Origin of the sequence: Mucilaginibacter sp. PAMB04168 (genome assembly GCF_039634365.2) — a bacterium.
Lineage (GTDB): Bacteria > Bacteroidota > Bacteroidia > Sphingobacteriales > Sphingobacteriaceae > Mucilaginibacter.
On sequence record NZ_CP155079.2, the window covers coordinates 1,144,816 to 1,157,430 of the forward strand.

General features: G+C 43.8%; 8 protein-coding genes. All 8 read left to right on the top strand.

Annotated features, from left to right (window positions below; genetic code table 11):
- Nucleotides 1–4 precede the first annotated feature (4 nt).
- The 8 genes from ABDD94_RS04910 (at nt 5) to ABDD94_RS04945 (ending at nt 12,612) form a co-directional block, all read left to right on the top strand.
- Nucleotides 5–1,753 (top strand): RagB/SusD family nutrient uptake outer membrane protein, encoded by a 1,749-nt coding sequence (locus tag ABDD94_RS04910; protein ID WP_345954921.1) that lies wholly within the window; start codon nt 5–7, stop codon nt 1,751–1,753.
- A gap of 41 nt (nt 1,754–1,794) precedes the next feature.
- Nucleotides 1,795–2,550, top strand: coding sequence for a glycoside hydrolase family 16 protein (locus tag ABDD94_RS04915; RefSeq protein ID WP_345954922.1), 756 nt, complete (start codon nt 1,795–1,797; stop codon nt 2,548–2,550).
- Nucleotides 2,547–3,386, top strand: coding sequence for an alpha/beta hydrolase family protein (locus ABDD94_RS04920; RefSeq protein ID WP_345954923.1), 840 nt, complete (start codon nt 2,547–2,549; stop codon nt 3,384–3,386). The genes ABDD94_RS04915 and ABDD94_RS04920 overlap by 4 nt, the downstream gene beginning before the upstream one ends.
- Before the next feature lie 7 nt (nt 3,387–3,393).
- Entirely contained in the window at nt 3,394–4,767 is a 1,374-nt protein-coding gene (locus ABDD94_RS04925; RefSeq protein ID WP_345954924.1) for a polysaccharide pyruvyl transferase family protein, read from the top strand.
- Nucleotides 4,768–4,770: 3 nt separating this feature from the next.
- A complete protein-coding gene (locus ABDD94_RS04930) occupies nt 4,771–6,021 on the top strand; it encodes an MFS transporter (RefSeq protein WP_345954925.1) in 1,251 nt (416 codons plus the stop codon).
- Entirely contained in the window at nt 6,021–8,057 is a 2,037-nt protein-coding gene (locus tag ABDD94_RS04935) for a beta-galactosidase trimerization domain-containing protein (RefSeq protein ID WP_345954926.1), read from the top strand. Before ABDD94_RS04930 ends, ABDD94_RS04935 begins: the two co-directional genes overlap by 1 nt.
- A gap of 4 nt (nt 8,058–8,061) precedes the next feature.
- A complete protein-coding gene (locus ABDD94_RS04940) occupies nt 8,062–10,722 on the top strand; it encodes a glycoside hydrolase family 2 TIM barrel-domain containing protein (RefSeq protein WP_345954927.1) in 2,661 nt (886 codons plus the stop codon).
- 195 nt (nt 10,723–10,917) lie between these two features.
- The gene (locus ABDD94_RS04945; RefSeq protein ID WP_345954928.1) at nt 10,918–12,612 is read left to right on the top strand and encodes a glycosyl hydrolase; all 1,695 of its coding nucleotides are present in this window, start codon (nt 10,918–10,920) and stop codon (nt 12,610–12,612) included.
- The last annotated feature ends 3 nt before the right edge of the window (nt 12,613–12,615 follow it).

The following is a 12,615-nucleotide window of genomic DNA, read 5'->3' on the forward strand; positions in this document are numbered from 1 at the left end:
GATCATGAGAAAGTATCTTTTATATATAGCAATTGCCGGGGTAGTAGCGGCTTTTTTCTCTTCATGCAGCAAAACAGGTATTCTCGACCCGAAATCGACTACGGATCTGAATAACGAAACTGTTTTTGCAGACAGTAGCCGAACTATTGATTTCTTGTTTAACCTTTATGCCGATGCCGGTTACACCTTTTCGTGGCGGCGTTTCTCGAACACAGCCAGCCTGGCCGAAGGTTCTGATGAGGCACATGGCAGCTATAATGGCCCTACCATCGTATATGTGATGGTGCTGAATGGCTCATTAAATGCACAAAGTACCAGCCCGTACGCAGATGCATGGACCACTGCCTATGAACGTATACGGTCAGCTAACGTATACCTTGCTAATGTGGATAAAAGCCCCATATCTGCCGCTTTAAAAGCACAGTCAAAAGCCGAAGCCCGATGCTTACGGGCTTGGTATTATTCGGTACTTATCAAAAATTTTGGTGGTGTACCATTGCTGGCTGACAAAGTGTTTGGCGCTGCAGATGTGATAGATGTGCCCCGCAACTCTTACGATGAATGTGTTAAATACATTGTGTCAGAGCTTGATGCAGCCAGTCAGGTATTACCGGTTAATTATACAGCGGCTATTGATTATGGCAGAGTGACCAAAGGTGTTTGTCTGGCTATCAAGTCGAGGGTATTGTTGTTTGCGGCAAGTCCGCTCTTTAATGGCGGTAATATAGGCAAAACGCCGGAACAGCGTCGCGTGGTAGGTTACGAGTCTTATGATGCCAGCCGCTGGCAGTTGGCTGCCGATGCTGCCAAAGCGGTAATGGACTTAAATGTATATTCACTACATGAAGATAATGCCACGGCGCCTGGCTATGGTTTTTCTAAGGTGTTTTTAATGCGTAAAAACAGTGAATACATCTTCAGCGGCATGCAGGGGCTTAACAAACTACTCGAAACCAATTTTGCACCGCGTACGCGCAGCACCTTTTCAGCAACTCCACGGGCAGTGCCATCACAAAATTTAGCTGAAGCGTTTGGTATGCGTAATGGCAAAGCCATTACTGATCAAACTTCGGGCTATGATGATAAAAATCCGTTTGTTAATCGTGACCCTCGTTTTAACTATACATTCATTTACAATGGGTCGCTATGGTATTTAGGCAGTGCAGCCAGCAAACAACCGGTTTACACTTACGTAGGTGCACCTACAGACGGGTACGGGCAGATTGTTTATTCCACCGGGTATTTCTGGCGCAAAATGATGGACGAGAATACCTCTGGATCCAGCGGAGCAAATACCGAACGTTGCCTGCCACTCATCAGGTATGCCGAAATTTTGATGAACTATGCCGAAGCCAAAAATGAATTGGGCGATGTAAGTGCCGCTTATGATCAAATTAAAATAATAAGAAAACGGGCCGGAATATTGCCAGGCGCTGACGGTTTGTATGGGCTTAAGCCTAACATGACGCAAGCAGAAATGCGCCAGCAGATTTATAATGAAAAGATGGTGGAATTTGCCTGGGAAGATCATCGCTATTTTGATGTGCGCCGTTGGAAAATAGCGCCTCAAACTCAAAACGTCGTGCTTAAAGCTATGAAGATTACCCGGGTTAACGCCAGCAGTTATACCTATGAAGTGGTGCCGGTTAATGCTAATAGCCAACACATTTTTAACGAAGCCAATTATTTCTTTCCCATCATGCAGTCTGAGATATCAAAAGTTCCTCAGCTGATTCAAAATCCAGGTTATTAATGACAGCTTCTATACGAAATAAGAGTGCGATAATGATGGTCATGTTAGCATTTGCAGCGGTAATAGCTACAGCGCAGGTAACCGGTGTAAACCAACCTCCACAAGGTAATATGGCGGGCTGGACACAAGTGTTTTTGGAAGACTTTAAAACAGATGTTCCGTTAGGCGCCTTTCCGGGAAACGCTTATGGCAACAAATGGAGTGTATACAAAGACGGAACCGGAGTAACCAACCGGCCGCCTACCGGCAAGTACTATCCTTCAAAAGTAATTAGTGTTAAAGATGGCATTCTACGAGAGGATCTGCATACTGAAGACGGTATCAGCATGTCGGCTGCAATAAGTCCCCTCAAGGATGGAGCTTACTTAAGTCAGTTGTATGGTAAGTACAGCGTGCGGTTTAAGTATGTAGCAGCACCAGGCTACAAGTATGCCTGGTTGCTTTGGCCCAAAAGCAACAACTGGAATGATGGTGAGATAGATTTTGCAGAGGGGCATGATCAAAACGCATCAGCAGCTTTTTTACATTTTGAAGGCGCGCCACGTAAGCAAGACGAATTCAAAATACCCGAAGTGGATATGAGCCAATGGCACACCTTCAGTTGCGAGTGGACGCCCGGAAAAGTAGTTTTCAAATTAGACGATAAGATATTCGGCACTTCTGAAAGAGCGGAAGTCCCCACTAAACCTATGCGCATGACCTTGCAATCCGAGTCGTGCGTGGGTTCACCGTGTCCTGACGCAGGCGCACGGGGCCTGGTTGAAATTGATTGGGTTGCCATATATGCCAAGCAATGAAAAAGCTGCTATTATACCTTTTCTTATTTATTCAATTGAGTAACCGCGCTAATGCGCAGGAATTGATGGTGATCAAATCAGCCTACCTGCACGTGAACGATACCGTTCGTTTGTATAAACCCAAACAGTATGCGCATGGGCAAACCTATCCTACCGTTATCTTGCTGCATGGGCATGGCGGCAACTACAAGGCATGGGGATACCTGGCTAACTTACAAAACCTGGCCGACGAATACGGGTTTATTATAGCCTGCCCCGACGGTTTACGCAGCAGTTGGTTCATGAATGCGCCCGACAAAAACGGTATGCAGTGGGAGAGCTTTTTTATAAACGAGTTTTTCCCCGAACTGAAACGCAAAGCCAGCGTAGATACAGGTAAAGTTTTTATTACCGGTAACAGCATGGGCGGGCATGGCGCTATGTGGCTTTTTCTGAGGCACCCAAACCTGTTTTTAAGTGCAGGGAGCACCTCCGGCGTACTTAACCTGCGCTATTCATCTTACAAGAACAAAAGCTTATCCGAAATACTGGGTACTTATGCCGAAAATAACAAGCAGTTTGATGAGTATTCAAGCATCAACCAGCTAACAGCAGAAAAGGTAGGGGGCAAATATTTGATTTTTGACTGCGGCACCGAAGACTACCTGTATCCAGCCAACAAAAAGTTTAGAGAGCGGTGTGACTCGCTAAAAATAAAAGCGCTGTTTAGCGCCCAGCCCGGACGCCACCAACCTAATTACTGGAAATATACTATCCTCAACCACTTCAGATTTTTTTCGGCACTGGTAAAAAAAAAATTGCCCGATCAGGACTATGTGAAACCGGTTAAACCATAAAATATACATGTCAGTAAACAGAAGACAATTTATTGAAACATCTGGCAAAGCGCTGGCAGGTACTTTTCTGTTACCTCATGCCGCTCTTTCAGCGATAAAAGAACCAAACAATGGTATGCAAACGGATGCCTTGGAATCGGTAAAAGCTATGGCGCCTAAACGTATCTTGTTGCGTTCGGCTTGGGCGGTTTCAAACATTGGTGATATCGGCCATACGCCTGGCACACTGCATGTATTGGAAGAGTACCTGCCTGATGCTGAGATTACCTTATGGCCGGTTATCATAAATGCCGAGGTTGAAAGCATGCTGCTCCGGCGCTTTCCCAAATTAAAGATTATCAAAGGTACACTAACCTCTGGGGAAGGAGCACCCTTAAATTCTGATATTTTACAGGCCTTTGAGCAGACCGATTTCTTTTTATATAACTCGGGCATGCACTTTAATTACGGACTATTTAACTATGAATGGAATGGTTTAATGGGTTTAATGAGCCAGTTCTTCATTTGCCAGAAGCTGGGTAAGCCTTATGGCATGTTTGGTCATTCGTTTGACTTATGGGCCCAGCCCAGCCCTTATGTATTTGCATCCGTGCTTAACAAAGCCGCTTTTATTTATTGCCGCGATGGGGAATCGTTAAAGTATATCAAGGAAAATGGTATTAAAGCGCCAGTAATGGAGTTTGGCCCCGATGGATGCTTCGGCATTGATACTCTTGACGAGCCGAAAGGCTTAGCCTATTTAAAAGCAAATGGTTTGCAGGACAATGATTTCATGGCGCTCATCATCCGAAGTTATACACCTAAACCCGAAGCTACCGCAAACAACAAGGATAAATTAAACCCCTACCAACCTACGCCCGAACAGCAGGAGTTGGACCGTGAGCGTTTTGCCAAAATTAATGCATTGGTTACCGCCTGGGTACGCCAAACAAAAAAGAAAGTTTTGTTGGCTCCCGAAGCCTTTAAAGAAATTACGGCAGCCAAAGCCTTGGTGTACGACCAGCAGCCTGATGACGTAAAGCCCTACTTGGTTCACCGCCATGAGTTTTGGAATGCTGATGAAGCACTATCGGTTTATAAAAGGGCCCGGGTAGTGATGGGAATGGAGCCGCATTCGCTCATTATGGCTTTGGCTGTAGGCGTGCCCGTCATACATACATGCCCATTTAGCTTTGGTAAAAAGGGCTGGATGTTTAGAGATATTGGCCTGCCTGAGTGGCTGTTCGATATAGATAAGGACGACACCGCTACTATGCAGCAAGCCTTATTTCATATTCATAATAATTACACGGCAGCACGCAACAAAGCTGCCAAGGCCATGCAGTTTGTAAGGCAACGGCAAAAAGATGCCATGCAGGTACTCAAATTATCTATCAAATAAAAAATGGAATTAGTAGAGGTTGAAACCAAAATAACAGACAAGCGCATATGGCCATTGCTATTGCAAGCGCCGGTTATAGTAGCGGCGCTGGGCTATTTTGTTGATATATACGATTTGTTGCTTTTTAGTATTGTACGTATTTCCAGTTTACAAGGTATAGGTGTGGCCAGCACCAACATGATGAATGACGGTATTTTATTGATAAACGTACAAATGATAGGTTTGCTGTTGGGTGGCATATTATGGGGTATACTGGGTGATAAAAAGGGCAGGCTTTCTGTACTGTTTGGCTCTATACTTATTTATTCTGTTGCTAACATAATGAATGGTATGGTTACCAGCATTACACAATATGCCATATTGCGTTTTGTTGCCGGTGTGGGCCTTGCCGGCGAGCTTGGGGCAGGCATAACGCTGGTAGCCGAAATTTTACCTAAAAAGGTGCGGGGTTACGGTACGGCTATGGTAGCTTCAGTAGGTTTATTGGGCGCCGTATTAGCTTACTTCGTAGCTAAGTATTTTGACTGGCGAACAACTTATTACATTGGCGGCGGCTTAGGCATGCTATTGCTGCTGTTACGCATAAGCGTTGCCGAATCTCATTTATACCAGGCTACCCAGCAGGCCAAAGTAGAAAAAGGCAACATCCTGATTTTGTTTACCAGTGCCAAGCGATTTTTTAAATACATACGCTGTATTGCCATAGGGTTGCCTATATGGTTCGTTATTGGTATCCTGATCACCTTTTCGCCCGAGCTGAGCCACGCTATGGGGCTTTCCTTCGCGGCAAGTTCTGGCACTGCTGTAATGTACTGCTATATAGGTATGGCCATTGGCGATATTAGTAGCGGGCTGGTTAGCCAGTATTTGAACAGCCGTAAAAAAGCAGTGGCGCTTTTTATGGCGTTTACGATGATCAGTATTGCGCTTTATCTTACTTTTTCATCAGCCAGCTCCACTTACTTCTATGCAATATGCCTGGTTGGCGGTTTTTCAATTGGGTTTTGGGCCATGTTTGTTACCATCGCGGCCGAACAGTTTGGCACCAACCTGCGATCAACCGTAGCTACTACGGTGCCCAATTTTGTACGGGGCGCTGTAGTGCCGCTTACTTACTTTTTTCAGCAATTGGGTACGGCCACCAACTTGGTTACCAGCGCCTGGATAGTGGGATTGGTAACCCTGGCGTTGGCAGCCTTGGCGCTATGGCAAATGGAAGAAACTTTTGGCAAAGATTTAAACTATACTGAATAATGGCACCACTAGTAAATAAAAGTCTTTTAAGCTTCTTAATGGTATTAGGGTGCTTCTTCTATGGGATCAATGTATCAGCGCAGGTGTCGGTGAATGAGGTGCCGTTAATCGGAGCTGAAGTGTTTATAGAGCCGGGCCAAAATGAAAACGATGTAGACACCTGGTTTAAGCGGATGAAAGAGTGTGGCATGACTATTACCCGCATACGCATGTTTGAAAGCTATATGCACAAGCCCGACGGTAGCTGGGACTATAGTTTGTTTGACAGAGCCTTTAAAGCAGGAGAAAAATATAATATTAAGATATATGCCAATTTATTTCCGGCTACCGATTTTGATGATGTGGGCGGCTTCAAGTTTCCGCGGAGCGAGGCGCACTTAAAAAGTATCAGCAATTACATCAAAAATCTGGCTGGGCATTTTAAACAATTTAAATCGCTTTATGGTTGGGTGCCCATTAACGAGCCTGGATGCGGGCATTACCCTAAACAGGAGTTTACCAATTTAAAACTGGCCGAGTGGAAGAAACTGCAGCCCGTAGCCGCTTTTAACAAAAACAGCTATGTGCATTTCGATTTTGCCGACGAACGTTTTTTGGTAGATTATAATACCTGGTTTTTAAAGTGGCTTACCGATGAAATACATAGGTATGATAATGGTCGCCCGGTGCATGTAAACAACCATGCCATTTTTAAAAATGCAGTCGAATACGACTTTCCGAAATGGCGTACTTTTTTAACAAGCCTGGGTGGCTCAGCCCATGCAAGCTGGCATTTTGATTACTTTAAACGGAATCAGTATGCCATGGCCTTGTCAGCAAACAGCGAAATTCTGCGTTCAGGAGCGGGTTCAATACCTTGGTTGATGACCGAACTGCAAGGCGGAAACAATACTTTTAGCGGTAACCAAGCCATGTGTCCAACCAGTCAGGAAATAAGCCAATGGATCTGGACTACATTGGCAACAGGTAGTAAAGGTGCTATATTTTGGTGCCTAAACCCGCGTATGTCGGGCATCGAAGCCGGTGAGTGGGCTCTGCTCAACTTTCAAAACCAGCCGAGTGATCGTATGCTGGCTATTGGTCAAATCACTAATATCATAGGTGCTCATGCACAGCTGTTTGCAAATGCACAGGTACAGGAGTCGGGCATCAATATCTTGTATGTTCGTCAAAGTATGTGGGTGGAAAAGAAACAATCGCTCGATTTTGCCAACGATTTTGAGGCCCGAAAACCCGGAGCGGTTATGAAATCGGCACTGGCCTATTTTGAAGCTCTAAGTCAGTTAGGCTTACAGTCCAATATGAAAGAGATAGCCGAATTTGATTTTGGCAGCGATGATTATACAGGTAAAACAATCATTCTGTCTAACCAAATTGCTATACCCACCGCTTATTATTCCAAACTCAAAAGCTTTGTACAAAAAGGGGGTAAGTTAATTGCGGATGGCTCAACCGCTTACTACGATGAAAATGCTATCTGTGTAATGAATAATAAATTTCCGCTTAAAGATTTATTTGGAGGAGTGATTAAAGAGTACAAAATGCGCGACACCTTATACAATGTAAAGTTGAACGGTTACACACAGGATTTTAAAGCACATGCCTGGCAAGGTTACATTGAACCCGCTACGGGGCAGTCGTTAGGTAAGGTCGGAAACGAGGTAATCGCATTAAAAAACACTTACGGCAAAGGGAAAACACTTTGGATTCCCTCACTATTAGGATTAGGAAGCCGGCTGCAAAACGACTATAATAATTTAGGTAATTTGCTTTGCAATGAGGTTGACTTAAAGGATGTTGCTTTTCGTTTTCCAAACCTGGAAAAAGATATGATGATGAAAACCCTGAAGTCAGGCAATAGCTACTTAACGGTTATCATTAACAAATCAGGACAAAAAAAGGAGCTAACGCTGGCTGGTTCAAAAAGTGAGTATAAGTCTCAATTATTGTATACTAACTCGGGCGGTGCTGTAAACGGCAAGTTAGTTTCTATATTGCCCGAGGAAACTTTGGTCATTAAATGGGATAAGAATTAAGTTAATGCGCTTCAATTACTACTTCAAGCTGTTGCTTTGCACCCTGCTTGTCTGCATAGGGCAGGCAAAATTGCATGCTCAGGTTATTGAAAAAATAAACAGTAACTGGTTTTTTTACAAGGGTGTGTTTACTAACCCCAACCCCGGAATAGGTGAAATCAAGGCTGTTGCAAATCCTGTAAACTTGCCACATACCTGGAACCGCGAGGATGCTTTTGGTAAATACACAGCCATGTACAAGGGTGCAGGGTGGTATTTCAAATTCTTAAACATAGCAGTACTTCCGCAAGAGCGTATTTACCTGAAGTTTGACGGCGTATTGCTCACCGCCGAAGTTTATGTGAATGGTAAATTGGCGGGTAAACATGCAGGGGGCTATACAGCGTTTTTACTGGATATTACCGATTACGTCAATCATCAGCAAGAGAATGTAATTGCGGTAAAGGCGGATAATAGTCCAAACCCGCAAGTGGCCCCTCTGTCAGGAGATTTTACCCGTTACGGAGGCATATATCGTAATGTGTGGCTCATCAAAAAAAAGGCTTTGCATATAGCCTACACTTACGGTGCCGAAAATGTACAAATTACTACTCCAATAGTAAGTGCCGAAACAGCGCAAATAACTATTAAAGCGCATATAGTTAACGAGGGCAAAGCTACAGCTAGCGTAAGCGTACGCAATTCTTTGTATAGTCCGGATGGAGAGCTTCTATCAACCCGCACTTCCAAGTTGAATGTTAAATCTGGAAAAGAAACTGGTTTTAGTACAAATATGCCTAATATAGGCAAGCCCAAACTGTGGCATCCCGATCATCCCTGGCTATATCAGGTAAAAACGGAGATTGTGCAAAACGGTATAGTATGTGAAGTTGTATCCAATGCTATTGGTATACGCTGGTTTAAAACTACGCCCGACAAAGGCTTTTTTTTGAATGGCGAACCGTTAAAATTAAACGGGGCCTGCCGGCATCAGGATGTGGAAGGTTTGGCCAGCGCACTTCCTGATGAGCGGCATGAACAGGATATGAAACTGTTAAAGCAAATGGGCGCTAACTTTACCCGGCTAGCCCATTACCCACAGGATAAAGCAGTACTGGATGCTTGTGACCGTTTGGGGTTGCTGGTATGGATGGAAACCCCCAACGTAGATTTTATTGATACGTCGGCCGCTTATGCTGCAAACAGCAAAAACCAGCAGTTGGAGATGATCAGGCAAAATTTTAATCACCCATCAGTGATATTCTGGGGTTTTATGAATGAAATTTTGATCGGTCTTTTCCGGCACTACACAGACTCGGTTTCGCAACAAAAAGCTATCCGTCAAACGCAGATTCTTGCGAAAGAGCTTAATCAGCTCTCTAAAACAGAAGATCCTGCTCGATTAACCGCTATAGCTTTTCATGGCGATGAGGTGTATAATAAGTATAACCTCGGAGAGATTACTGATGTGGTTGGATGGAATTTGTATTCGGGTTGGTATGGTAATGATTTTGCTGCATTTGACCGCTTTATTGACGAGCAGCACCAACGCTACCCCAAACGGTCACATATTATTAGCGAATACGGTGCGGGAAGTGATGGACGTATCAATACTTTAGCCCCCGAGCAGTTTGACTTTAGCATGCAATGGCAGCAGCAGTTTATAGAATATTATCTAAAAGCTATGCAAAAGCGTGACTGGCTTGCCGGTTCTGCGGCCTGGTTGCTGGCCGATTTTGGTAGCGAAGTACGCGAAGAAACAATGCCACGTATAAATAATAAAGGTATTGTGTTTTTTGATCGTCGTAAAAAAGATGTGTTTTATTATTACCAGGCATTTTTTCAAATAAAACGGCCTGTACTACATATTGCCACCCGCGACTGGCCGGATAGAAAAATGCAGGCCCAAGAAGGGAATAATAATGCAGTAAACAACGAAATAAAGGTTTATACGAATGCCCCCAATGTGCAACTATATTGCAATGGGCGTTTAATAGGCGAGCAGCAGGTAAAAAACTGTTCGACTGTATTTAAAGTTCCTTTGAACTCAGGCCAAAATCAATTAATGGCTCAAGCAGTATTCAACAATGAAAAAGTTGTTGATTATGCTGGTGTCGACATGCAAATCAGGCCGTTTCAGCTTAAACAAGACACGGCTTTTTCTATTGGCATTAACTGTGGGAGTAATGTATGGTACTATGATACGGACAGGAATTACATTTTTGAACCCGATAAGCGGTATCAGAAAGGTAATTGGGGTTATATAAATGGCAATATTTACCGTCCGGTAGCCAACCGAATAGGCCACCAATTGCAAATTGCACAAACCCGGCAAGACCCCCTTTATCAAACGCTAAGAGTTGATGCGCAAGCTTACCAGTTTGATGTAGCCGACGGTGAATATGAGGTTATCCTGGAGTTTGCCGATCCCGGCGTAGCACGAAATACATTGATTAATGACATTGGTACGCAGGCTCAACAACAAAGCCAGGAGCGCATATTTAGTGTTGTTTTAAACGGAAAGGTTGTCATTAATAATCTTAACCTGCTGCAAGATTTTGGCACACGTGTGCTGGTACAACGATCATTCCTATTACAGGTCTCCGAAAAAAAGGGAATTAATGTTGCATTTCAAGCCTTACACGGCAAGCCAATCATCAATGCTATACGCATCCAGCGCCGTTAATTATCGTTGTTTTCAGTTAAGCATGAGTTGACTGCAGAAAAATCTACTTCTTATTAGTATTAATTCGTTTCAGCAATAGATATGGTTAAATCAGCAAATGAGTCTTTTTTCAAAACAGTTTATTTGTTTAATCCGCTGCGGGTATAATCTGAGCCGGTAGCGGCAATTATAAACCAATCAACATTTTAAACAACTATGAAGAAATTATTCAGCATGCTGGTGGCATGTTGCTGCTTGGCAGTAGCGTGTAAAAAATCGGCAATTCCAGACAACAATGAAGAGGTTGCCGGCAATGGTAAAACTGTTGCAACCTTTACTCCTCCCTTAAACGACTTAACCAAATGGAAAGGCATGACATGGGGTGGCCCCTGGCAAAAGTGGGGTGGTGGTACCGATGCGGGCCCTTATAATGCAGCTGGTGTAGCCAGCGATATCGCTGACTTGGATGATTTAGGCGTTGACTGGGTGAGGTTGGCATTTAAAGTAGGCCAGTCGTATACCGCAACTGTAGACCCGAAAGTAGATGCTGCGCTTGAAGCTGGAGCCAGTATTTTAATGCGTTATTCAAAGGGCGCTCCTGAAGGAGATTACGGTACCGAAGCACAGGAGATTTTGAACGAAAACTTTTTGAAAGCAACCGTTGAGCGTTATAAGGACCGGATTAAATACTGGGAAATTGGTAATGAGCCCAACCAGGCCAATTCTTGGGATTTAGGCGATCGTGTAGGCGAGGGATCAACAGATCCAACTACACCTTATAACGTAGGCGTGCACAAATATATCCTACACCTGCAACGAAGCTATAATGCCATTAAATCGGTTGATCCTAACGCTGTAGTGTTATTAGGCGGCCTCTCTAATTACCATTTTGAAGCCTTTATGGCCAGGTTAAAAGCCGAAGGTGCCTACGCTTATATGGATGAGTTAAATTTTCATCCTTATGCTGGCAGTCCGGCTGGTGTAATCAGTACGTTAAATGAATTTAAGGCCCTACAGGCCTCGTGGCCATCGCCGCACAACCAAAAACCTATCTGGATAACTGAAATAGGTTATAACAGCAATCCTAACTGGTCATACACTTCTAATGTGCCCGATGAGGCTACCAAAGCCACTTACTGTACGCAAACGATGTATGCCTTGGTTAACAACCTCAATCCAATCAGGCCAATTTTTTGGTATAATTTGCATGAGTCGAGTTGTGTAAATGGCTTTGGCCTTACCCAAAAGTGTTTAAGCGGCAGCACGCTCCAGGTAACCAAGTTTGATGCCTATAATGCCTTTAAAGCGTTATCATACACTAACTTGCCAGGCGGTACGGCAGCTACCGTGCCATTTACTGATGATTTTAACAATCAAACAACGAGCAACGCACCTGCTAACTGGTTGGTGTTAAATGGCGTAAGCACCAATGCGATTATTGCTGATATTCCATCAGCAACTAATAAAAGTATATTGCTAACTGATAACAGCAGTTCGGGCACCGTATCGGTCAAAAGAAGTTTTAATGCGCAGTTTAATACACTTAACATCGAGTATAAATTTAACGAAAACAACACTAATAAATTCAACCGTTATCGCGTGCTGTGTAATGGCGTAGTACCTATAGAGCTGGCCACTGCGTACAACAGTACCAGTAATCAGTTAAGTTATGTGAACGCATCTAACACCCGCGTAGCCGTTCAGCCTGTTTCGGCTAATACATGGTATACCGTTAAATTAGCTATCAACATTGTCGCTCAAACATTCGACATTTATGTAAACGGAACTTTAAAGGTTTCGGCAGTGCCGTTCAAAGCTAACGCAGGGTACATCGACTCATTTTCAGTCGAAACAGGCTCTAGCTACACAGGTATTTCTGCTTATATTGATGACCTGAGTATAACAAATTAACAT

What these genes read in the sequence shown, in the direction of transcription:
- ABDD94_RS04910 (WP_345954921.1), top strand. Translation starts at nt 5, where the DNA reads ATGAGAAAGTATCTTTTATATATAGCAATTGCCGGGGTAGTAGCGGCT.
- ABDD94_RS04915 (WP_345954922.1), top strand. Translation starts at nt 1,795, where the DNA reads ATGTTAGCATTTGCAGCGGTAATAGCTACAGCGCAGGTAACCGGTGTA.
- ABDD94_RS04920 (WP_345954923.1), top strand. Translation starts at nt 2,547, where the DNA reads ATGAAAAAGCTGCTATTATACCTTTTCTTATTTATTCAATTGAGTAAC.
- ABDD94_RS04925 (WP_345954924.1), top strand. Translation starts at nt 3,394, where the DNA reads ATGTCAGTAAACAGAAGACAATTTATTGAAACATCTGGCAAAGCGCTG.
- ABDD94_RS04930 (WP_345954925.1), top strand. Translation starts at nt 4,771, where the DNA reads ATGGAATTAGTAGAGGTTGAAACCAAAATAACAGACAAGCGCATATGG.
- ABDD94_RS04935 (WP_345954926.1), top strand. Translation starts at nt 6,021, where the DNA reads ATGGCACCACTAGTAAATAAAAGTCTTTTAAGCTTCTTAATGGTATTA.
- ABDD94_RS04940 (WP_345954927.1), top strand. Translation starts at nt 8,062, where the DNA reads ATGCGCTTCAATTACTACTTCAAGCTGTTGCTTTGCACCCTGCTTGTC.
- ABDD94_RS04945 (WP_345954928.1), top strand. Translation starts at nt 10,918, where the DNA reads ATGAAGAAATTATTCAGCATGCTGGTGGCATGTTGCTGCTTGGCAGTA.